The following is a 23,295-nucleotide window of genomic DNA, read 5'->3' as shown; positions in this document are numbered from 1 at the left end:
GTCTAATAACAGCATGCTCAACCCAGTTGATATTTCTATACTTTCCATAGCCTATTTGCTCTGCTTATTTGCAGTGGCCTATATCGGCGATCGCGCCTCAAAGGCATGGTTAGAGAAAGTAAAACCCTGGGTGATCGGATTATCCCTCACTATTTACTGCACAGCTTGGAGCTTCTATGGCACCACCAGCCAAGCGGTGTATAACGGCTGGTGGTTCCCCCCAACCTTTATTGGGGCAGTGTTAACCTTAATACTGGCGGCACCTTTGGTGCGGAAAATCATCCGAATCAGCAAACAGGAAAACAGCACTTCAATTGCCGATTTTTTAGGTAGCCGTTATGGGCGCAGCCGAGCTCTTTCGTTTAGTATTACCATCATTTCAGTTATTGCTCTGCTGCCCTACATCTCCCTGCAGCTCAAAGCCATCGCAGGCAGCTTTCATACCCTTAGCCATACTGTAAGCGGCGCACAATCACCTACCCAGCCCTCTTTACTGCAAGATACCGCGCTTTATACCGCGATTGCGTTGGCACTGTTTACCATTCTTTTTGGCACTCGCCGCATAGATCGCAATGAGCATCATGACGGCTTGATGCTGGCCATCGCCTTTGAATCCGTGCTGAAGCTTCTGGTTTTCTTATTACTAGCGCTCGTCATTTGTTTTAACTACTTCGACAGCCCTTGGCAATTGTGGCAAGAAATAAACAGTGACGGCTATGTTCAGCAGATCGTCAATAGTCGCGAGCAGGACCAAGGCTTTATCGCTGCATTGGTGCTAGGTGCTGCTGCAATTTTATGCCTCCCAAGACAGTTCCATGCCCTCGTTGTGGAAAGCCGTAACGAAGAAGATTTAAAACCTGCGGGCCGTATTCTATTCGTTTATCTACTGATCTTTGGCGTCGCCATCTTGCCCATTGCCTATGGCGGTTTGCTGTTGCTGCAAGGGCAAGGTTTAAGCCCAGAGAAGTTTGCCCTGCTATTGCCCCTGCAAAACGGTGATAGCGTACTGGCCACTTTAGTGTATCTCGGCGGTCTATCTGCGGGCAGCTCAATGGTTATCGTGGCTTGCGTGGCCGTTTCAACAATGATCAGTAACGAACTGATCATGCCCGCACTATACCGCAGTCGCTGGTTAGCCGAGCAGCCCGATTTAAGTAAAGCCCTACGCCTGTTTAGACGCCTAGCGATCATTTGCTTGTTGGCGCTCTCTTATATTTATTATCGCTGGTTAGGCTCCAGTGAAGCCTTGGGCTCAATTGGCCTGCTTTCAATGGCATTGGTTGCTCAATTCGCTCCTGCATTGATTGCCGCCTTATTTTGGCAAGCCCGCAGCGCCCGAGGTGTACTGGGTGGATTACTACTAGGATTTATTATTTGGGCCTATACCTTACTGGCTCCAGCTCTGGCCTTAGCGGGCTGGATTGACTCAGGCTTTATCGAAAATGGTCCGTTTAGTATCGAGCTATTGCGCCCGCAACAACTTTTCGCCATCGATGGTTTATCGCCAATCAGTAATGGTGTGTTGTGGAGCTTGTTTTTCAATTGCCTAGCTTTTATTGGCCTTAGCCTTTGGGATCGACGTAAAGAAACCAACTTGCCCCAACGCTTGATTCATCCACAGCAGTTACAACGATTAGCCAGCAGTTTTTTAGGTGCAGAGCAAGCTAAGCTAGCTATGGATCAGTTTTACAGCCAGCACCCCGAAAGTGAAAGACAGCAGCAGTGGGCTGATGATCAAGCTATCGAATTCGTTGAGAACTTGCTCTCAGGTGTTATCGGCAGCGTTAGCGCCAATCATATTATTCGCTACGCGGGCCAATTAAATCGTCCCAAGCTGCATTCAGACTTGGAACTGCTACAAGAAACTTCTCAAATATTCCAGTTCAGCCGAAGCACCTTGCAATCTAGCATCGATAGCATCAGTCAAGGCATTAGTGTAGTCGACAGCAACCAACAGCTAGTGGCTTGGAATCAGCGTTATTTGGAATTGTTCGATTACCCAGACAAATTAATTCATGTTGGTCGCCCGGTTGCCGATCTGGTTCGCTTTAATGCTGAACGCGGGCAATGCGGCCCCGGAGATGTAGAAGAGCATATTCAAAAACGCATGGACTACCTAGCTGCTCGTCAACCCTATGTTTTTGAAAGACAAAGGGCCGACAATACCGTTTTAGAAATTCGCGGCAACCCTTTACCGGATGGTGGCTATGTAACAACCTATACGGATATAACGGATTATCGTGGAGCCTTAACTGAACTAACCGAGCACAAAAATCTTCTCGAGCAAAAAGTTGCCGAGCGCACCGCTGAGTTGCAGCGTATGAACTCACTGCTCGCCGAAGCGGATCAAAACAAAACCCGCTTCTTGGCCGAAGCAGGCCACGATCTAGCGCAGCCCCTAAACGCTGCCCGTTTATTTACAGAAGCTTTGCAACAAAAGCTGGGCAATCAAGAGCCCATATTGGATCGCATTGGCTCAGCAATTCAATCCAGCGAATACCTCATTTCGCAGCTCCTCAATATCGCCAAGCTTGATAGTGGTGCCATCCAGGCGAAGCACAGCGTTTTCCCAGCCAACGAAGTTATGCAGGCGGCCTGCGATAGTTTTCAGCTCAGCGCAGAACGCAAGGGCATTCAACTACGCTGCCAGCAAAGCTCTGCGTATATTGAGAGCGACCCTAAGTTGCTGTTGCGCATCATCCAAAACCTCGTCAGTAACGGCGTTATGTACACCGCTTCCGGCAAGGTGTTACTAGGAGCAAGAAGAAAAAGCGACGAGCTGGTTTTTGAGGTTTGGGACACCGGCATTGGCATCCCACAAGAAAGCCATGAGAGCATATTCCAAGAGTTTACCCGCCTAAATGCGGTCAATGAAGAAGGCTCAGGTTTGGGTTTGGCGACAGTACAAAGACTCTGCAACTTGCTCAAACTACCTCTGAGCTTTCAATCTAGCGTAGGGCAAGGGAGTATTTTCCGTGTAGCCGTACCACTGGCAAAAGCTAGCAAGCACTGCAACGCAAGCACTGAACCAGCTCCACAAGAAAAGATCCCCACCCTACACAACAGATCGCAGCGCTCTATCTACCTCATCGAAAACGAAAGCGATACCGTTGATGCGATGCGCCTTTTATTAGAGCAATGGGGCTTTGGGGTAAATCACCTAAGCTCGATCGAGCAAGTAAAGAGCGAAGCAAGCGTAGAACTGCTGATTGCTGACTACCATCTTGATCAAGGGGAAACCGGTTTAGACTGGATAGTCCAAATTCAAAGGCAACAGCAGAATAACTTGAAGGCGATTATAATTTCAGCGGATAGAACCGGAACAGCCAAGCAACAGGCCACCGCTGCGGGGCATTACTTTTTAAAAAAACCGGTCAAGCCGGCAGCGCTTAGAGCTTTGCTCGATAAAATCAGCAAATAGAAATCAGAAGCGAGCAAAAATAACTGCGCAGATTTTAGCTTTCTAAAATCTGCTGATTTAAATCCTCTACGGATTCACTCAAGCTATTGGCGACAATAATAACTTCGGTACGTTTGCGCACCCCCAACTTCTTGAAAATAGCCGTTACATGGGATTTAACTGTCGGCTCGGAGATTCCAAGATGATAAGCGATTTGCTTATTCAGCAAGCCCTGGGCAATCATAACGAAGACGCGAAATTGATGCGGAGTTAAGCTAGCTACTTTCTGGGCTAACTCCTCTTTTTCATCACTTTCCCTATCTTCGGGCAATTCACCAAACCAGTGCTCACCCGCCAATAAGGCTTGCATGGCCTCTAACAACTGAGGCGTTTCGCAGGACTTTGAAATAAAACCCGCCGCACCGAAACTGGCCGCTTTGCTTTGCACATCAACGCTATCATTACCAGAAACCATAACCACCGGAATTTCGGGATAACAACCACGCAGGTTAATCAAGCCCGAAAAGCCTTGGGCTCCCGGCATATGCAAATCCAAAATGATTAAATCGATATCTTCCTCTGATTCCAGAAGATGATGCACCTCAGCCACAGATTGCGCCTCGAACAACAAGGTTTCTTGGCCATCAAAGGCCTGGGCTAAGGTTTGACTTAATGCCGCACGGTATAGGGGATGATCATCGGCGACTATCAATTTAATCATGGTTTTCTTTAACTCTAACTAAGCAGACACAAAATAGAAAAATTGGACAATCTAACTTCGCCCAATTAACAGCTCCGCTATTATTGGGATGTCCAAGCACCGTCAACAGGTAAAGCAGTCCCTGTCATTGTAGCGGCATCGTCGGAACACAAAAAGACCGCTAAGGCTCCAAGCATAGCAGGCTGAGTCATACTGGTCATGGCTTGCTTTTGTCCAACCAACTCGGCGCGCGCCTGCTCATAGGAAACCGATTGCTGATCAGCTATGGCTTGAATTTGTGGTTTTACTAGATCTGTCTCAACCCAACCCGGGCAGATAGCGTTGACGGTAATCCCAGCATCAGCATTTTCTAAGGCGGCAACTTTTGTAAGCCCTACCACACCATGCTTGGCTGCACAGTAGGCCGATTTCTGAGCAGAAGCGACCAAACCGTGAACCGAGGCAATATTAATGATTCGCCCCCAACCACGCTCACGCATCGCTGGAATCGCCGCCTGCATAGCAAAAAATGCACTGTTGAGATTAATGGCGATAATGTCATGCCATTTTTGTTCAGGGAAGTCTTCAAGGCGCTCGGTGTGCTGAATCCCCGCATTGTTGACCAAGATATCGACACTGCCTAACTCTTCGATACACTGCTCCACTAAGGCCTTTACAGCAGTCGGATCCCTTAAATCCGCATCGCTGAAACTGCTGCGAACTTGATGCTGCTCGGCAAAGCTTGCGGCCATTGCCTGCCCCTCGGTTACATCCATTAAGCCATGCAACATGAGATCATAGCCTGCAGCGGCCAACTGACGGGCAATACCGAGACCGATACCACTGCTGCTGCCGGTTACTAGGGCGACTTTATTCAATTTGGCGGAAGCTGCTGTACTCATATTAACCTCATCTATTCATTGAGGCGCTACTGTAGCAAGGCCATGCAGGCTTGCCCCTAAGACCTTAGTCGGATCTTGGCTCAACCCTTTCGAAACCCAGACTTTCAAGCAAATCAGGCTGGTCAAAATAGCGTTCACTGGTAAAAGCAATTTGGTGGCGCCCACGGCTGCGCATGCTGCCCGCAGCCTTTACCCCCAAAGGCGCAAACAAGAACCGCTCCAAGCGAATGGACTCTGCTAGCAAGCCTTGTTTATCAAACAAACTTTCCAACTCACTATAAGGCTTGCTATTAAGCGAGATAAGCTCTTTGTCTGCTACCTCCCAAGCTCGATCTCGCCATGGCAGCAATGCCCGCAACTGATGCTGGTTGGCAGAAAGGACAACTATCGGGGCTTTGTTACCCGGCCAAAAGGACGATAGATACACAGGCTCGCCTTCTGCCTTTTTAGTCTGACGTAATTTGGGCGAACTAAACAGCTGATACCAACAACCACAGCTATGCATTGCGTCATAGGCTAGGACATTGCCTTGTAAGTCCAAATGACTGCGAAGCTGAATCCCATCGAACTGCCCAGCTAAAAGATCAATCCAACCTTCTGGTTTTCGCTCCGCAAACCAAATCACATAATTGAGTTGCAAAATAATCTCGCCTTGCAATCTACCATAACTAATATATCGGTAAATACTTGGCGATTTATCAATCTGCAACTCTCCCGATACTCTAGCTAAGCTTAGCGGACGATCATTTTCAGCCATGCTATTTATTGCCCAAAGCGGCTGCCATTTATCAAGCAATGCTTCTCTTTGCAGTGCACTCAACTCAGGCAAACCCAATGGACTAAGTGGTATATCAGACATTTGAAAACTGTGGTTTGAGTTAATACTTCGGCCATACCACTGATAATCCTTTAGCATTCCCATATCTAATGGATGTGCTACCGCGCGAAATTGCTTTTCAATGCCTTTATTGTGTTCTATTTCTTGTTCAACGGCACGATTTACAAAGGGCTTCATAATATCGGCGATCACAGGCCAAGCGGCATAGAGGCTTGAATGCCACTCGCTGAAGAGTTCTTCACGTAATTGGTAAACCGCATCACTGCGCAGCACTTTCATACAGGACTTTGACTGCACTGCTGATTTACCATTCCCCTGCTGCAAAGCAGAAAGCTCATCAAGCCATGCTTGCCACTGCTTAAAACTAAGCGGCTGTTTTTGATAGCTTAATAAAAAACGGTTAGCCGCCAATACTGGCCAATGAGGATGATGAATAAACTGCGGGGAAGTCGTGACATCAGCTCTCTCACAAGCAACTAATAAAGACTTAAGTTTGGAAGATGACGGACTATTTAAAGGCAGCTGGGAACAGGATGCCTGTAAGAACAAAGAAAGCAACAGCAGTGTTTTTAGATACTGAGAAACAATGCTGTTACTCTTTTTCATTGGCTTTATAAGCCTTTACTATTTGCGTTGCGCCGCTAAACTGGCTTCACGCTGGGCGGCCTTTAAGGCTTGTTTGCGCGCACGGTTTTGCTCTTGCAAGCTATGCACATCACCACCAATATGATCCTGACCCTGTGCTTTTGCACGTTGGATTTGCTGTTGGCGCATTCGGAAGCGTTGGCGCTGCTCGTCGCTCAAGCTGTCAAAACATTTCGGGCAACTAACGCCCTCTTCAAATTTTTCCGAATTACGTGCGTCCTCATCTATCGGGTGTCGGCAGCCATGGCAAAGCTCATAGTGGCCAGGCTGCAATTGATGATCAACAGTCACACGGCCATCGAATACAAAACACTCGCCTTCCCAAAGACTTTCTTTTTCGTCCACCTCTTCTAGATACTTTAAGATGCCGCCCTCTAGGTGATAAACCTCCTCAAAACCCTGCTCTTTCATATAGGCCGTAGATTTCTCACAGCGAATACCACCGGTGCAGAACATAGCGACTTTCTTGTGTTTGTTGGGGTCTAAAGTTTTCGCCACATAGTCTGGGAATTCGCGAAAGCTTGTTGTGTTGGGGTCTAGCGCCCCCTTAAAAGTACCCAGCTCCACTTCATAATCATTGCGGGTATCAACCAATACGACTTCTGGATCAGAAATCAGCGCATTCCAGTCTTCGGGTTTCACATAACTGCCGACAACCTTCAGAGGATCAATTGCCGGCACCCCCATGGTCACAATTTCTTTCTTGAGTTTTACCTTGCTGCGATTAAAAGGCTGCTCTTTACAGAAGGATTCCTTGTAGCTGAAATCAGCCAATGCAGGAATGCTATTTAAATATTTCTTTATCGCCTCAATGCCATCTCGCTCTGCTGCCACGGTGCCATTAATACCTTCTGCGGCAATCAGCAAGGAGCCTTTTACGTGATGATCCATCATGGCGGACTGAATGCCTTCGCGCCAATTGGCGAAATCGGCAAAGGGGGTAAATTTATACAGCGCCATGACGACATAGCGTTCTTCTAGCAAGCTCATCAACTAACCCTCGCTCTTCTTGTCATGCAGACTTCCGCCCAAACAATTCGGGGATTCTGGAACAGCCTGCTCAGACCACTCTTCAGGGCTAAATGTATGCAAAGCTAAGGCGTGCACTGGACCGGCCATTTCCTCGGCTAAAAGGCCGTATATTTTTTGATGCCTAGGTACCTGGCGCAAGCCGCTAAAGGCTTCACTCACTAGCACTACCTTAAAATGCGATTCCGAGCCTGGCGGCACATTATGGCCATGGCTCTCATTGGCGACTTCTAGATGGCTGGGCGCAAGTGCCTGCAGCTTTTCGATAATGGCCGACTGAACTGGGCCTTCTGTTCTTTGCTGTGACATATCTGTCCTAATTCATTACTAATACCAGGCTGCAGCTGAACAGTTTCACAGGGAGCTAAGGGGCTCAGTGAGATACAGATCACAAGGGATTTCGGCAGCTCTGCACAATTCTGGGTCATTTCCGGCCGAGGGCTAGACCTCGAACACAACAAGGCGCATTATAGCGAACTTTTAAAAGTGACAGGCAGCTCAATTTGATGGCCGATTACATCGGGCCATATACGACAGCAGATTAGACCATACTAAAAATAAGGATAATGCAGCTAAATCATTTTCTACTATACTTTGGCTGTAACAATAGGTTTGATGCATATGAGTAAGATTTTTGTCGATAGACGAAAAGGCGCTGACCGCCGCCTAGAGCAGGACCGCTGCAAAGATCTCCCGCTGGATCTCTTCCATAGAAAACGCCGCAAATCGGCTGATAGAAGGGCCTTAGGGCGCACACTGACCGAAGACTATTTCGCCTTTATGGAGGCAGGACAGAGCCCCGAAGAACCCTGCCAAGCGACTGGGGACTTTACCAGCAAGATCAGCAATCTGGTTGACCAAGAAGACAAGCCTTCTATCAACTAAGCCTCGTCGGTGAGCCCTTGCGAGGGCTTACCTAGCTCTACTTCGATATCCCGTTATATTCCCTTTACCCAAGCTAATTCCACCTGTGCCGTATTATTTTTCCTTTTCAGTTCCACGCCCTGAAATCACCCCGGTGGCCAAGCCAGTACCCAATAAGGTCACCGCAGAAGCGAGCAGCATAAACATTGAGACTTCTTCGTTAAGCAAAGTCGCGCCCCATAGCATGCCAAATACCGGGACAATAAAGGTTACCGTTGTCGCCCGCGCCGGCCCAACTGTATGAATCAAGCGGAAAAACATCAAATAGGCTAAGGCCGAGCACACAATAGCCAAGGCGATGGCCGCCAGCCAACTGAGCATACTTGGTGATTGATCAGGCCAATAGATTAACGCTAAGGGCAGCAATAGCAGGCTTGCCCCCAACATAGAGCCTGTAGATAAAACCATACTGTCGACACCATTTAGGTAGCGCTTAGTAAAAATCGCCGATATGGCATAAAACAAGGTGGCAACGACGCCTGCAGCAATCGCCAAGGCCACTTGCACGGTATCGTCTTGGCTAACATAGAGCTTATTCCAAGCCAGCAAGGTTACCCCCGCGATGCCAATCAACATCCCTATACTCTTAAGCAGCGGCATTCTTTCACCTAGCCAAATCAGACCCACGATGGCCGTAGCTATAGGGGTTACAGCGTTTAAGATAGAGGCAAAGCCAGAGCTCAGGGTCAGTAATGAATAAGCAATAAGGCAAAAGGGAATCGCCGAATTTGCCCACCCATTAATAAAGCTCAAATGCCAAACTTTCTTCAAGCCTGCCAACTTGCCCTGCCACAGCAGCAATGGCAGCAAAAACAAAGCAGCTAAGCCAACGCGTAAAAAAATTAGCGGGGCAACGCCAAATTCAGGGACGGCATAACGCATAAACAAGAAAGAGCCACCCCATATGGCGGCCAGCAGAACCAGCATGACACTGTCTTTGAACGACACAAACTTCCCCTTAAGCAAAGATGCCTAGAACAGGCAGGGGCACATTAAAACAGATGACCCAAGACGACACTAGCGCTTTTCGGAACAGGCCTTGGAGAAACTCTTTGACCAGAGTTCGTAAGAAATCTATTATAGGTTCCATATTGGAACCTCTTTATTACAAATTAAATCAGCAATTCAAATTACCGCTAACAAGGCTTAATCCCAACACAGGGTATAGCTAGGGAGATAATAATGAGCAAAACCATAGAGTTCTATTTTGACTTCGGCAGCCCCACAGCGTTTCTAGCCCATATGCGCTTACAACAATTATCGAAGCAGTATGACTGCCAGGTAGAATATCGCCCAATGCTACTCGGTGGTATTTTTAAGGCAACGAGCAATACTTCACCGATCGCCATCCCGGCAAAAGGTGAATATATGCTTGTCCATGATCTGCCTCGTTTTGCTAAGCGCTACCAGGTGGAACTCAAATTCAACCCACACTTCCCTATCAACACTCTTTATTTAATGCGTGCCGCCATAGCAGCCCAAAAGCTGAAATGCTTTGCACAGTATGTCGATTGCGTTTACCAAGCCATTTGGCAGCAAGAAAAGAATATGGGGGATATGGACGTTGTTAACAGCACATTGCTCGAAGCGGGCTTGGATGCAAAAGCACTTATAGAGCTTAGCCAGAGCGATGAGGTTAAAGCTGAATTAATTGCAGCCACTGAACAGGCTGCGGAAAGAAAAATCTTTGGCGCACCTACCATGTTCTTAGAAGGAGAGATGTTCTTTGGTCAAGATCGACTGGACTTTGTTGAAGAGCTCTTAGCAAAGGCTTAACTCGGCAATCTGCCAACAAGCGCGGTGGGCAGCATGCCCACCGTATCCTAAAGATCTTAAAACGTCTCGAAGAAGCTCATCGGGTCGACATGCTCTTTGCTTTTCATAACTTCAAAATGTAGGTGCGGGCCGGTTCCACGATAAGGCGATCCTATTTCTGCGATCTGCTGGCCAGAGCGAACCCAATCATTTTCTTTGACTTGAATATTCCCAAGCTGGAAATATCGACTGACCACCCCTTGGCCATGATCAATATAGACATATCTGGGTTTGGAGCCTCTATCTTCGACCACCTTTACAACCTTACCATCGGCAACTGCAAACACATGGCTACCGAGGCTAGCTGGTAAGTCGATACCATTATGCTGTTTTAATTTGCCACTTATTGGGTGCTTTCGCATACCAAAAGCCGACGAGATTTTTTTACTGAGCAAGGGCCTTTTAAACAGCAAGTTTTTTGACTGGCTGTTTTCTCCGCTTACCTTGCCATGACTTTCAGACCAAGCCTCCATTGGCAAAACAAAACTCAGCAAGCAAATCATCAATAGTAGACTCGATAACTTGTGTGCAAAACCGTAGTTCAATCTATTTTCAACCATTGCTTCTATCCTTAATTTCACTAGTAAATACTGGCCACCAACACTGGGGGCAACACTCGCAAAGCGATTCAATGTTGATTTTTCGATGTAGTTCAATAAGGCCTTGGCATATTGCTTGGGCTCTAGAGAAGAATTTTGCACCACTACTATATCGGTGAGCCTCTCACGTTGCTGGGTGATCTGAGCCTGCGCATAGCACATCGCAGGGTGAAAAAAGAACAGGCAACGTATTAGGTTCAGGCAGCATAACAATAGATCATCATAGGCCTTCACATGAGCGAGCTCGTGATAAATAATGGCGCGGCGATCTTGCACATCCAATTCGTCCCACAGCTTTCCTGGCAAGCATATAACAGGGTTTACAGTTCCTAGCGTAAAGGCTGAATGGGCGTCTTTGCTTTTAAAAAGTTTCACATTTCTTCGGCATGATAAATCATGCTGCGCATTTTTCAGGGTTTGTAGATCCTCACCAGATTCTAGGGCTATTGCACCTTTGATTTGTTTGCTGAGATTATCTCTAGCCCTTAAAAAGCTTATTAAAGAGAAGGTAAAACCACTTAGCCACAGAACAAAGAGTAAATACTGCCAAGCCGAAAGATTCTGCTCGACCAGCGAAGTGCTGGCAACAGCTTCAATCTGTGACTGATGCCAAGGCTCATCAACTGCCGATGCCGGCTCGCTAAACTCTACAGGCAAGTTTCCAATCCAGCTCGCTAAGCTGTATTCAAATGACAAATCAGTAGGTGCGAGCAAACGCAATGGAATTAACAACCAGATAACCACCAGCATGCCCGGATAAGACTTACGTAAACCATACACAGCAAGTAATATCCCCGGAAAGAGGACTGCTGCCCAAAGGGACTGCTGATACAAAAAATCTAGCCATAGCGCTATCAAATCAGTCATCATCTTTCTCCAATAGTTCACGCAGCTGCTTAATCTCTTGTGGGCTTAGCGCCTCACTTTTCGCAAACATCGAAACCACGGATTTGCCATCAAGCTCTAGGACACGCTCGGCAAAATAACGTACCATCTTAACTAGACCTTCAGGCTTACTGAGCAGAGCACTGTATTGATTACCTTCAGAATCTTTATAACGTTTTAACAAGCCACGCTTTACCATTCTATCCATATGGGTCTTGGTGGTCGTGTATGCCCAATCGGTCGATTCAGCCAATTGATCATGAACGGCCCTAACCGTGCTATCTCCGGATCGCCAAAGTTCACGTAATATTTCATACTCAGCTTTACTGAGGTCTGGAAGTCTCTTCACTTTTTCTTACCATTTATCTTCTTTTTAGCACGCTGGCTCTTCAGCTATTGCGGCCTTCAATCTCACAATCTACCGCTTTCAACCTACAAACTACTACAATGTAGCAGGCGAAAACTAACATAACTACTACAATGTAGCAAGCTAACAATATGACCACCCATAGAAGCTCGAAAAGAGTCAAAGAGGAAATGGCGCGATATAAAATGGCGCGATATAAAACTGCAATGCGCTCTTGCAATTTCAGCACTATACAGGGCGTTTGCTATGGGATATGTTTTGCTGAGTTTCTAGGGCACCTCTGAATAAAGGCGTTGGAGCTCAGGCCTTTATTCAGAGGTGCCCTAGCCTAAAACCTAAAGATTTGGAAGTGAAAGGAATACAGCATGCAAGTAAATGATGCCTATAGCATGACCGTTTTAGTGATGGGATTAATGGCCGCACTTAGTTTTGCCCAGCTGCTGATATTGGATGTCGCAGGCTTAAAGGGTCGACATAAACCAGGACACCCCATTGAAGTTGATCAAAGCAGCTTTTTGTTTAGAGCGTTTAGAAGCCATGCTAACACTAACGAAAGCGTCGCTATTTTTATTTTACTGGCCATGTTTGGAATATTTTCTGCCGCATCGCCGAATTGGCTAAACAACAGCGCAGCGCTGTACTTACTAGGCCGCCTGCTGCACATGCTGTTTTACTACTCTAATTATTCGCTGGCTAGAAGTGTGGCCTTTGGCTTGAGTTTATTTGGATTAGCAGGCATGTTAATCGCTGGCTTCCTGCCTTGGCTTTAGCCTCGGCCTCATAGCTGAGGTCTATTTGACGTATCGTTTTTCGAAATCCGACAGCGGCAAAGGTTTATCAAACAAAAAGCCTTGCAGCTGATCGGCGCCTAAGTCGGTTAATAGGCTGGCGGTTTCCTGATCCTCTACCCCTTCAGCAACAACCCGCATGCTGAAGTTTCTGGCCAAATCAATAACCGCTTTTACAATAGCCATATCCTTTTCAGATTCACGCATGGCCAGCACAAAGCTCTTATCAATTTTAAGCTCATTGGCAGGCAAGTTGCGAAACTGCGCTAGCGAAGAATAACCCGTACCAAAGTCGTCAATGGAAATTCTGACACCGATATCATGCAGAGAATGTAAATTCAGAACCAAGTGTTCATAATCACTGATCATCAAGTTCTCGGTGATTTCAATGGTTAAACGATGCGGCGCAACGCTATATATCGCCAAGGCATCGGATAGCACCGTCACGATTTCATCATCGAGCAATAAACAAGGTGGCACATTCACCGAAATGCCAAGATTATCCGGCCAGTTGCGTAAGCGTGCTACGGCTGACTTCATCACCCACCAAGTAATCGGGCGAATAACATCATGCCGCTCAGCCACATCGATAAATTGCACCGGGTTAATCACTTTCTTATCGCTGCTGTGCCAACGCAACAGCGCCTCGGCACCAATTACCGTACGATAACCGGTGTGCAATTTTGGCTGATAATAGAGTTGAAACTCACCTCGATCCAAGGCTCGCTCAAGCGCTTCAACTAAACGCGGTTCGTCATCAAGGCTGGCTTGGAATTCGTGATGATATATCTGAATAGCCAGCTCGCCCTTGCGAGCTTGGCGCAAGGCTATTCGACAGCGCAAAAGGGTTTGCTCAGCATCCTGCCCTTCGTGTAGACAAAATCCCCCCTTGAATTTTATCGGTGCAGTAATTCCCATTAATTCACAGGGCGCTTCAAATAGACGAATAAGCTTCGCGGTTGCCAATTGCAGCTGAGCGTCGTCATGCACACCATCTAGCATGACCATAAACCGCCTATTTTTAAGAACCTTAGCTTGATCTTGGGGGCGAGCCCAGCGCTGCAAACGCTGATAGAACTCTTCGAGTAGCAACTGGGCGGATGCCGGGCCATGCCGGCCAACTAAACCTTCGTAATCGGCAATTTCGATTAGTCCAATATATGATGGTTTGCCTTTATTCCCACTCATATAAAGTACTCTTCGCTGTTTACGCCATAGCTGCCGGCCTGCAGGCCATTGGTAATCCATTGGCTAATAGACACGTTTTCATCAGCTAGATCTAACAGTTTAAGCGCTGCTAATTTTTCTTTTTTCTCATCCAACACTAGAACGACTTCAGGCTTAAGTCGGCGCATTTCATTTTGCTTAACGACAATACCCACCTCACCGGTATTGAGCTCCACCAAGGAGCCGGTAGGGAATAAGCCGATCGCCTGAACAAATTGTTCTACCAAAGCGTCTTGGAATAAAACGCCTTTGCTCTTTATCAGTTCCTGAACCGCATCATAAGACGAGACACCGGGCGCATAAGGTCGTGGAGTAATCATGGCATCGTAAGCATCGACTAATCCCGCCACCCTAGCCAAGAGTGGAATATCAGCCCCAGTCAAACCTTCTGGGTAACCGCTACCGTCGAAACGTTCATGATGGCTTTTGATGATCGACAGCAATTCAATATCGGCATTGCCGTTTTCATCAACCATCTGCACACCCAGGCGCGTATGCAACTCCACCATTTGCCGCTGGTACTCGGTTAAACCTGAGGACTGCTGAAAGATTTCATCAGGCAAACGGGTCATGCCCACATCGCACATGGCGCAACCCACCACCAGTTTTTCTAGCTCATCGATAGGCAATCCAATATGGCGCCCTAAAATCGCGGCCCAGACTGCCATGGAAATACCATGTTGATAGCGATAATCTGAAGATTCCTTCATCCGGACCAGAGCTGCCATAGCCTCTTTATTCTTAAAGACACCATCGATTAAGGGCTGTACAGATTCACGAACGACTTGAATATCGGTTTGCGCGCCATTGTTGAGGGCGCTAAATACCCTATCGAGAGACTCACTGGCCGAATTAAAAGAGCTTTTGGCCTGTTCAAAGTCAGCTTTGATACTCAGACGTTCTTTAATAACCGTTTTTTGCTTTGGCTGCTCGGGCAGGAATAGATTGGAGCCCGAATAGTCGGCATCAATATAGACATAATCCACATAGCGACCGATATATAGAACATCTTCATCGTCACGGACGACAAAGCCTTGCAAGGTAAATGGAGTTTCCAGCCAGGGTCGATCTAGCTCGGCAACGAACATGCCGGGGCGTAGGTTTTCGGCTTGAACCTTTAACAAACGCATGAAACAAAATTGCCTATGTAATACAAAAACGGAGCCATAAGCATGCTATCGGCATATTCCTTCAAATATTAAGCCAGCTCTACCCACCGCTCGGATGCAAATTCAAAGATACCTTAAGTGTAGCCCGCTCCTGCACATTTTCACCCTCACGTACCAGAGAAATGAAATTCTGAACAAAGTCGGTTTTATTACACAAGTAGCGCGATATACTGACCGCTATCTCACGAGATAATAACAATGAAGGACTCGCAAATGCCCAAACGATTAATGGCTCAAATTGCCAAATACCCTGCGCAAATAAACCATAAACGCTACACCCTGCCACTATGCGCGATTGGCCTTGGCCTATTAAGCGCCTGCAGCCAACAGGATGAGCCGACCAAGCAGGTAGAAACTAAAGCCTCAGAAAAAAACTACCACTACTCGGCCGATGTGCATTTGGATAAATATGCTGTGCCTCATATCGTGGCCAAGGACTACGGCAGCTTGGGCTATGCCAGCGGCTATATGCAAGCTAGAGAAAACCTTTGCACACTGTCTGAGCAAATCCGAAATGTTAGGGGCGAGGCAGCGCTTTATTTAGGAGCCGGCCCAAAGCATAAATACATCTTGGCCGATGTAGCCTATAAATCCCTTGGCTTGCTTGATCGTGCTAAGACTCTTTACCCTGCCCTGCAGCCAGATATGCAGAACTTATTGCAAGGCTATGTTGACGGCTTTAATAAAAATCTCAGTGAACGCGAAGATCCAAGCCAATATCCCTCCCCTTGCCGCAATGCGGATTGGGTAAGCACCATCACCGTGGAAGATTTATTGGCCTACCATATGGATTTGGCATTGCTATCGAGCAGCCGAGCTTTTCTAGGGGCTATTGCATCAGCAAAACCACCTGGAGAAAAAGTTAGCCTTACAGCACCTAGCTTGGATGCTGAACATTTATTGACCTCCCGAGGCATTGGCAGTAATGGCTGGGCAATCGGTAAAGAGAAAGCCAGTGATGCAAACAGCTTGCTAATGGCCAACCCTCACTTCCCCTATGATGGCGAGTTGCGTTTCTACCAACAGCACCTCACCATCCCAGGCGAGCTCAATATTGCCGGTGTCGGCATGATTGGTTTGCCCGGGGTAAGCATTGGTTTCAATGAAAACCTAGGCTGGACCCACACAGTATCTCAATCCAAGCGCTTTACCCTATATCAACTTGAGCTAGATCCTAGCAACCCGATGCGCTACCGCTATGAGGATGGCTTTAAAGATATCACCGCCAAAACGGTTAGCATAAAAGTAAAAGCTCCGGCTGGCAGCCCAGAGGGTGACAACGAGCCGCAAACCCAAGAGCATACTGTCTACAACAGCCATTTCGGCCCTATTGTTAATCTAGGTTCGCTGGCCCCCAGCCTTGCTTGGACAGATAAATCGGCCATCAGCATTCGCGACGCCAATTTAGATAATACCGGCATGCTCAGTCATTGGGTTGCCATGGCCAAAGCGCAGAGCCCAGAAGAGTTCTTACAAGCCTTTAGCGATCATCGTTCCATCCCTTGGGTGAATACGATGATGGCCGCCAAAGACGGACGAGTTCTGTATATCGATGGCACTCAAACACCTAAGCTCAGCGAAGCAGCTGAAGGCTATTGGCGCAAAGCCATGCATAGCCCAGAACTTGCCGGGTTATGGCGTGACGGCGGCGGTGCCATGTTACTGCCAGGAAATAAAGCGGCCTTTGAATGGCAGCCCACCGAAGGCGCTCGCCAAAGCGGCTTAATTCCAATTCAGGAGGCGCCACAGGCTTTGCGTAATGACTATGTATTTAATGCTAACTCCAGCCATTGGCTGAGTCATATTGAAGAACCCTTGGAAGGCTTTAGTATTGTTTACGGCCCGGAGCGCAGCCATCGCAGTCCTCGTACACGCTTTAATGCCCTATTGATCAGTAATCGTAGCGCAGACAAGCCGGCCGGCGAGGACAATTTATTTAGTTACGAAGAGCTAAAATCTGTTTTCACTGACAATCATTCTTTGTTTGGCCAACAGCTTCGAGCCAGCCTAGCCGAGCGCTGTGAAGCCTCCCCGCTGCAAACTTTGGGCAGCGGCGAATATGATTTATCAGCCGCATGTGACAGCCTAAAAAATTGGGATGGCCGCTATCTGCTTGATAGCCAAGGCGCACATTTAATGCGTGAGTTTTTGGCAGAGTTCCGTGTACGTGGTCATCGTGACCTTAATGATAAACTGTTCGCCAATGCCTTTGACCCTGCTAAACCCGCAATGACACCCGGTGGCCTAGCCCCTGCGACTAACGCAGAGCAAGATGAAGTGTTGCTGGCTCTTGCCAAAGCGGCGAAACGATTGGAAGACAATGCAGTAGCGCTGGATGCAAAACTGGGTGATATTCAAAATATTCCTAAAGCCGCAGGCCTAGAGCCCATTGCTATTAGTGGTGGTTATTCTTGGGAAGGTATTTTTAACTACTCCCATACTCGTGCACGTAATCGTGGTCATTCAGAGTTGGCTTTGGTGGATATCGGCAAAGCGGCCAGCAAACAACCCTTTAGCCCGCTGCGAACTCGTCAGCAAGCTGAGCAATCAGTTTCTGGCTATCCAGTAAACTACGGATCCAGTTTTGTGATGGCATTGCAGTTTGATGAGCAAGGTCCAAAGGGTGAAATGTTCCTAAGCTATGGCCAAGCCCATGATCCTGAATCGCCGCATTTTATTGACCAGAGTAAATTGTTCAGCCAGCAACAGTGGCGTCCAATTGAGCTATTCGGTGAAAATCTACCTAGCGTAGAATTTAAACTGCGCGCGAATAAGCCCTAATCCTCGCTCAACAACGGGGTCAGAAACCTTGGGTTCTGACCCCTTCTTTATGCTTGCAACTTACTTATTTTAAAACGGCTCCAACAAACGCTTAGGATGCTTCCCATCAACCATGCCCATAAACGGCCCAAAGATGGAATAGCCCAACATTCGTTTTATATCCTCCGAGCATTGCGCCGCTCGCTCTAAAGGCACAGACAAACTAAAATTCTCTTGCGGCCGAATAAAACCCTCACAGTATTGCGCCGTAGCCGCTAAGCGAGGCTGATCAGAAACATTAGCACCACCACCGTGCCACAAGGTTCCCAAGAAAAATACCGCCGAGCCCGCTTTCATTTCACAATGAACTTGATTCTTTAAATCACTTTCATCTGGATGCTTATCACCCCAATTATGGGAGCCTGGAATAACCATCGTGCCGCCGTTTTCCGCCGTAAAGTCATCAATAGCCCACACCGTAGCGGCACTGACACACTTTCTTGGACGCGGCATTTGCACATAGCCATCATCGGCATGAAGCGGCTGTTGCTTTTCACCGGGTAAAATATTGATAACCTGCAACTGAGACAATAAATAGCTCGGCATCAAAACCGCATCAAGTAAAGCCAAGATCATCGGATGCTCAACCATCGGATTCAATGCGAAGGTTTTTGCCATAACCGAATAAATCCGCTGAGTAAGCTCACCCTCAAAAAAATTACGCCCCTTATGGTTTAACATAGGCGTGACTTCTTCACGGATAATATCAAGCTGCTCTTGGTTTAAGAGATCTGGTACCACTACATAGCCATCTTGCATCAGTTTATCTAAATACTGCTGTAACAGCTCTTGATCTACACGATCTTTCGCATTGGACTGGGTTTTCTTATATTTACTGGCTGTCTCCATACTATGGTAGACATCTGATTTTAAGACATCACTCATGGTGTCCTCCCGGCTAATCGTTATAGCGATAATATAGGGCGACGTGGAAAACCTGGAAAGTCGAATACTTGCAGAAATTTGTTATTTTTTGACAGTAGCTGAGCGCCTTGCATGATAGCGCTGCCAATACTGTTTGGGGGAGCAATCAAACCACGATTTAAAGGCTCGACTAAAAGAAGCCATTTCGATATAACCTAGCGCTTCAGCAAGCTGCTCTATACTCATCGCATTCGCCGAGGCCCCAGCATCAGCGCTATGCAGGTACTGCAAAGCCTTATCTTTTCTAACCTGCGATAGAATATCGGAATAGCTGCTGCCCTTTTCTTTTAAACGACGCCCCAATGTCGCTTTCGATAAATGCAATCGCTCAGCGACATGATCAGCAGAAAAGGCAGCCTCATGAAGATGTGCGGCAATATCGCCATAGACCATTTTTTGCAGATCACTCTCATTGCGCCACAATAATGAGTGCACTCGATTATCTTTAGCGTACTGCTCGGCATCAATAGCAGGGGCTACGGCTTTATTCAAAACACTAGGGTGAAACTGAATGCAAGCACGCGGCTGTTGATAATCCGGCCAGGCACCAAATAAATAGGCAAACTCTTTATCAAACTGAGTGGGGGCAAAACTAAAACTCAAGCTCTTTAGCGGAAGCTGCTCCTGACATAGCCATGAACTCAACTTCAACACGCGCATCAAGCTAACAATTTCTAAATGCTCAACCTTTGTACATATCCCCATGTAAACCTTTTGTTCCGTTTGCCACTGCGATAAATCTAATAACTGCTCCTCACCATCAAGAAACAAACTAAAGAAACGATTTACATTGGATAGGGCGGTAAAAAGATCAGGGCTTGGATGCAACAGATGTAATAAGGCAACATGACTGCCCAGCGGCACAGCCTTATCCAGTAGCCCAAGCCATTCATCCTGGGTGTGCAGACAAAGCTGTTCGCTGAAATCGCTGTACTGAGCAACCGTCAATTTATCAAGAGCTAACAAGCATTGATAATCGTCGAGTAAAGCAGCAGGAAAGCGATCTTCCGCTAGTAAGGGCTCGGCCAAATGCTGCAGAAAGCCCGCTGGAATAGTGGGAATATGCAGATAACTTGGCTCTAACTCTTCTATCAAAGCGCGTGCTCTATGCTGTAGTTTTTATTCTGGTTTCGCTGTGCTGCTTTCTTATGGCATTATTTTTCACGAGCCAGGCGATGCATCAATATGGCGGCTTTTTGAATATTCTTCTTAAAGCTATCCATATCGGCTACTTCATCAACTGTATGACCACCTGAGCCCATCAAACCCAAACCATCTAATGCCATTTCCACATGATCCGCCGCAAAAGAAATATCAGCCGCACCAGCCTTGCGAGGATTAACCGGCGCTACCGGTCCGTAGTTTAAATCTTCGCTCACCTGGCTATATTGCTTTAACAAAGCTCGGTTGGCATCCGTCGGCGGCATTGGTGGATAACCCTCAGCAAAGACTAACTCGGCCGAAGTATGCTTAAGATTTTGACTAACAATATCACGCATAATTTGCTGCGCCTTAGCAAGCTCTTCTGGGCTCAAGGTACGAATATCACCTTTTACATAGCCCCATTGCGACACGATATTACTCTTACCTGATGCCGCGACCGAATTATTCATCGCAAACTCTTCTTGGGCATTACCCGCCGACAGCAACCCCGGATTAACGGTTACCGAGCCAAGGCCATCTAGCTGCTCACGAAACTGATTTAAAATACGCGCCATCTCATAAGCCGCACCATAGCCCACATCGTCGCTAAACACTTGCGAAGAATGCGCCGGCCGGCCCTTAATTTTTAAATTCCAACCGGAAGAGCCTCGGCGTGCAATCACGGCCGTTTTAATACTGCTATCGCCATCTTCAAAACCCAAGGCAATATCGGCCCACTTAGCACCTTCAATTAAAGCCTGCTTAGATAGCGATAATGGACGACCACTACTTTCCTCATCGCCAGTAAACACCACACGAACTTGCAGCTGATCCAATAAGCCCTCGGCCTTCAAGGCTCGCAAAGCCGCCACCACAATCGTATTACCGCCCTTCATATCGGTAATACCGGGGCCTGCGACTTTGCCATCACCTAGATCACGGTATTCTTGAAAAGCGCTTTCTTTGGTAAAAACGGTATCCAAATGGCCAATCATCAAAATCTTCGGCCCCTTGCTGCCATAACTGGCCTGCAAATGCCCAGCTCTATTGAAGGCTTCACCCGGTAGCCATTCGGTACGAAAACCCAGTTCATCAAATTGCTGTTGATAGAGACGGCCAACTTTTTCAACACCGGCAAAGTTCATGGTACCGCTGTTGATGTTTACTGCTTGCTTCAACTCAGCGCTTGCCATAGCTAGCTGAGCCTCAACACGGAGCGCCAATTCTTCTTCTATAGCACTCAGTTCAGCCCTGGCAAAGGAAGACATTGCGAATACCGCCAAACACAGTAGCTTACAAGACGTCATTTTGTTCACATTCAAAATCATGGATTACACCGAAATACAGGCATTAAAAAATGAAACTTATCATATTTAGCAGTTTTGAACAGCGTACGACTAGCTCGGTTACTTAGCAAAAGCCCAAAGAAGGGAAGCAAAAGCAAGTATCCGAAAGCAACTAGCGGATATTTCACAGCTTTTGTAATTCTCAGCGTGGCAAACACGGCAACAGACGTACAAACGCCGACAAAACCGCTAATAAGTGAATTTAAGGGCTTGGTCTAATATAGAGCAGGTTTTATACTACAAAGCTTAGGAGTTAGCTTATCATTCAGTGGCTAACAATACGGGTACTTCCAAGGATTAAGGAGCTGCAAGTGAAGCATATTATTGTCGCTGTTTACGCCCTGCTGTTGTTGTTCACCAGCCAACTTAGCCAGGCCATTCATATTAATCCCAATGATAGTGGTCAGGTTTTGCTCTTCCCGGCTTATACCGCTGCCGAAGGACAATCCACCTTGCTCACTATTGTAAACAGCAAAAACGAAAGCAAAGCGCTTAGAGTACGTATTATGGAAGGCGTGAACTCTAAGATTGTGCTGGAATTTAACCTTTACCTTGCACCCTATGATCACTGGAGCGCCCTAATTGCCAGCACAGAAGATGGCGCCCATTTAGGTACCGCCGATTTTTCCTGCACCTACCCCGGTAATATTGGCATGCAGAAACTGGGGTCAGCCCAATTTACCCCTTTGCGTTTTGAACACTTCGCCCCGGCTAGCGATGATCAAGGGCCAGAGAGGGTAAGACAAGGGCATATCGAAGTTTTTGAAATGGGTGTGATTGACAGCAGCCAAACCGAGTTATTGGCCGGCATCAGCCGTAAAGGAAAATTAAGCAATGCAGGCTGCGAAACGGTAGCGGCCGCTTGGCAAGAAGGTGGCGCTTTTTTTGATGAAGCAAGCCTTAGCAAGCCCAGTGGCGGCTTGCACGGCACGGCCTCATTTATCCATGTAGCCGATGGCACCAATATCAGCTACAACGCCACCGCCGTTGGAGCCTTTTCCGACCGGGTTATACACACAAAGCCCGGCCATGAATCGCCCTCTTTTGTCGATACCAATCCCGCCACCGCAACCTTACACAGTAACGAAGGTTATCTGAATCTAGACTTTGCCAGCGGCCTAGAAGCGGCCAGTGCTATTTTTATGAAAGAGAAACTAGTAGGCGATTTTGTTAGAGCTGGAACGATTGATGCTAGCACACGATGGTATCTCAGCTACCCCACCCGTCGACATCATGTGTCAACAACACAGGCCACTGCACCCTTTACACAAAAAATTGATACAGAGCTGAGGTCGTGCGAGTCACCAGACTATCTCTACTACAATAGGGAAGAACAAGGAGTTTACATCAACTCAAGGTATGCAGATCCATTGCTTACTCCACCACCGGAAGCCAGCATTGGTACAACTTGCACGAATAGTATGGTATTTGAACTTAACAAAGACACAAGTGAATACAAAGACCACCCAGTACTTAGACCCGTGTTCGAAAATGGATATATAGTTGTTGATTTTCTATACAACACACGCGCGGGAAAAGATCCTGCCCACATTTTAAAAAGCATAGACACCCAAGCTAAAATACTTATAGGACTACCTGCAATAGGCTTCTCCACTCAGATTTATGTCAATGGATCGGTTGGTGGTGTCTTAGCGAATTATGCAGGTGCCATGAGGCTTATAGGCAAGCCCGCCATTAAAGACGCATGTTTAAACCAAGCTTCAGGTCGCCAGCTTTGCGACTAGACCACTAATGGCTTGCGAAGCCCTGTACA

General features: G+C 47.2%; 19 protein-coding genes. 6 read left to right on the top strand and 13 right to left on the bottom strand.

Annotated elements, in window-relative coordinates:
- Positions 1-13 precede the first annotated feature (13 nt).
- On the top strand, positions 14-3,421 hold the full coding sequence (locus Q1A08_RS18700; protein ID WP_299775754.1) for a PAS-domain containing protein: 3,408 nt from the start codon (positions 14-16) through the stop codon (positions 3,419-3,421).
- Positions 3,422-3,455: 34 nt separating this feature from the next.
- On the opposite strand, the gene Q1A08_RS18695 is transcribed toward Q1A08_RS18700, so the two are convergent.
- From Q1A08_RS18695 to Q1A08_RS18675, 5 genes are all read right to left on the bottom strand, one after another.
- Positions 3,456-4,121: a response regulator transcription factor gene (locus Q1A08_RS18695; RefSeq protein WP_299775752.1), complete on the bottom strand. Its 666-nt coding sequence runs from the start codon at positions 4,119-4,121 to the stop codon at positions 3,456-3,458.
- Positions 4,122-4,201: 80 nt separating this feature from the next.
- Positions 4,202-5,002 (bottom strand): 3-hydroxybutyrate dehydrogenase, encoded by an 801-nt coding sequence (locus Q1A08_RS18690; RefSeq protein WP_299775750.1) that lies wholly within the window; start codon positions 5,000-5,002, stop codon positions 4,202-4,204.
- A gap of 64 nt (positions 5,003-5,066) precedes the next feature.
- Positions 5,067-6,446: a hypothetical protein gene (locus Q1A08_RS18685; protein WP_299775748.1), complete on the bottom strand. Its 1,380-nt coding sequence runs from the start codon at positions 6,444-6,446 to the stop codon at positions 5,067-5,069.
- Between the two features lie 18 nt (positions 6,447-6,464).
- Positions 6,465-7,475 carry a rhodanese-related sulfurtransferase gene (locus tag Q1A08_RS18680; protein ID WP_299775746.1) on the bottom strand — a complete coding sequence of 337 codons (1,011 nt, stop codon included), beginning with the start codon at positions 7,473-7,475 and terminating at the stop codon, positions 6,465-6,467.
- Positions 7,476-7,478: 3 nt separating this feature from the next.
- Entirely contained in the window at positions 7,479-7,823 is a 345-nt protein-coding gene (locus tag Q1A08_RS18675) for a BolA/IbaG family iron-sulfur metabolism protein (protein ID WP_299775744.1), read from the bottom strand.
- A gap of 312 nt (positions 7,824-8,135) precedes the next feature.
- On the opposite strand from Q1A08_RS18675, the gene Q1A08_RS18670 reads away from it, so the two are divergent.
- A complete protein-coding gene (locus Q1A08_RS18670) occupies positions 8,136-8,399 on the top strand; it encodes a hypothetical protein (RefSeq protein ID WP_299775742.1) in 264 nt (87 codons plus the stop codon).
- Between the two features lie 93 nt (positions 8,400-8,492).
- Here the strand turns inward: Q1A08_RS18670 and Q1A08_RS18665 are convergent, their stop codons facing one another.
- Positions 8,493-9,386, bottom strand: coding sequence for a DMT family transporter (locus tag Q1A08_RS18665; protein WP_299775740.1), 894 nt, complete (start codon positions 9,384-9,386; stop codon positions 8,493-8,495).
- Between the two features lie 234 nt (positions 9,387-9,620).
- Between Q1A08_RS18665 and Q1A08_RS18660 the strand changes: the two genes are divergently transcribed.
- The gene (locus tag Q1A08_RS18660) at positions 9,621-10,214 is read left to right on the top strand and encodes a 2-hydroxychromene-2-carboxylate isomerase (RefSeq protein ID WP_299775738.1); all 594 of its coding nucleotides are present in this window, start codon (positions 9,621-9,623) and stop codon (positions 10,212-10,214) included.
- Positions 10,215-10,270: 56 nt separating this feature from the next.
- Here Q1A08_RS18660 and Q1A08_RS18655 read toward each other — a convergent pair whose 3' ends face one another.
- Together Q1A08_RS18655 and Q1A08_RS18650 are read right to left on the bottom strand one after the other, a co-directional pair.
- Entirely contained in the window at positions 10,271-11,719 is a 1,449-nt protein-coding gene (locus tag Q1A08_RS18655; RefSeq protein ID WP_299775736.1) for a M23/M56 family metallopeptidase, read from the bottom strand.
- Complete coding sequence (locus tag Q1A08_RS18650) at positions 11,712-12,086, bottom strand: BlaI/MecI/CopY family transcriptional regulator (RefSeq protein ID WP_299775734.1); 375 nt, start codon at positions 12,084-12,086, stop codon at positions 11,712-11,714. Before Q1A08_RS18650 ends, Q1A08_RS18655 begins: the two co-directional genes overlap by 8 nt.
- 383 nt (positions 12,087-12,469) lie before the next feature.
- On the opposite strand from Q1A08_RS18650, the gene Q1A08_RS18645 reads away from it, so the two are divergent.
- On the top strand, positions 12,470-12,874 hold the full coding sequence (locus Q1A08_RS18645; RefSeq protein WP_299775732.1) for an MAPEG family protein: 405 nt from the start codon (positions 12,470-12,472) through the stop codon (positions 12,872-12,874).
- Positions 12,875-12,895: 21 nt separating this feature from the next.
- Here the strand turns inward: Q1A08_RS18645 and Q1A08_RS18640 are convergent, their stop codons facing one another.
- On the bottom strand, positions 12,896-14,080 hold the full coding sequence (locus tag Q1A08_RS18640) for an EAL domain-containing protein (RefSeq protein WP_299775730.1): 1,185 nt from the start codon (positions 14,078-14,080) through the stop codon (positions 12,896-12,898).
- Complete coding sequence (locus Q1A08_RS18635) at positions 14,077-15,249, bottom strand: HD-GYP domain-containing protein (RefSeq protein ID WP_299775728.1); 1,173 nt, start codon at positions 15,247-15,249, stop codon at positions 14,077-14,079. Before Q1A08_RS18635 ends, Q1A08_RS18640 begins: the two co-directional genes overlap by 4 nt.
- A 252-nt stretch (positions 15,250-15,501) precedes the next feature.
- Here Q1A08_RS18635 and Q1A08_RS18630 point away from each other — a divergent pair, with 252 nt between their 5' ends.
- Positions 15,502-18,069: a penicillin acylase family protein gene (locus tag Q1A08_RS18630; protein ID WP_299775726.1), complete on the top strand. Its 2,568-nt coding sequence runs from the start codon at positions 15,502-15,504 to the stop codon at positions 18,067-18,069.
- 69 nt (positions 18,070-18,138) lie between these two features.
- Here Q1A08_RS18630 and Q1A08_RS18625 read toward each other — a convergent pair whose 3' ends face one another.
- The 3 genes from Q1A08_RS18625 to Q1A08_RS18615 all read right to left on the bottom strand — a co-directional run bounded on the left by Q1A08_RS18625 (position 18,139) and on the right by Q1A08_RS18615 (position 21,482).
- Entirely contained in the window at positions 18,139-18,993 is an 855-nt protein-coding gene (locus Q1A08_RS18625; protein ID WP_299775724.1) for a phytanoyl-CoA dioxygenase family protein, read from the bottom strand.
- A gap of 81 nt (positions 18,994-19,074) precedes the next feature.
- On the bottom strand, positions 19,075-20,127 hold the full coding sequence (locus Q1A08_RS18620; RefSeq protein WP_299775722.1) for an AraC family transcriptional regulator: 1,053 nt from the start codon (positions 20,125-20,127) through the stop codon (positions 19,075-19,077).
- A gap of 59 nt (positions 20,128-20,186) precedes the next feature.
- A complete protein-coding gene (locus tag Q1A08_RS18615) occupies positions 20,187-21,482 on the bottom strand; it encodes a M20/M25/M40 family metallo-hydrolase (RefSeq protein ID WP_299775720.1) in 1,296 nt (431 codons plus the stop codon).
- A 350-nt stretch (positions 21,483-21,832) separates the two neighbouring features.
- Here Q1A08_RS18615 and Q1A08_RS18610 point away from each other — a divergent pair, with 350 nt between their 5' ends.
- A complete protein-coding gene (locus Q1A08_RS18610; protein ID WP_299775718.1) occupies positions 21,833-23,266 on the top strand; it encodes a hypothetical protein in 1,434 nt (477 codons plus the stop codon).
- Positions 23,267-23,295 lie beyond the last annotated feature (29 nt).

Source organism: uncultured Pseudoteredinibacter sp. (assembly GCF_947500695.1).
In the GTDB taxonomy this organism is placed as follows: Bacteria; Pseudomonadota; Gammaproteobacteria; order Pseudomonadales; family Cellvibrionaceae; genus Pseudoteredinibacter.
This window is presented reverse-complemented; position numbering and strand designations above follow the sequence as displayed.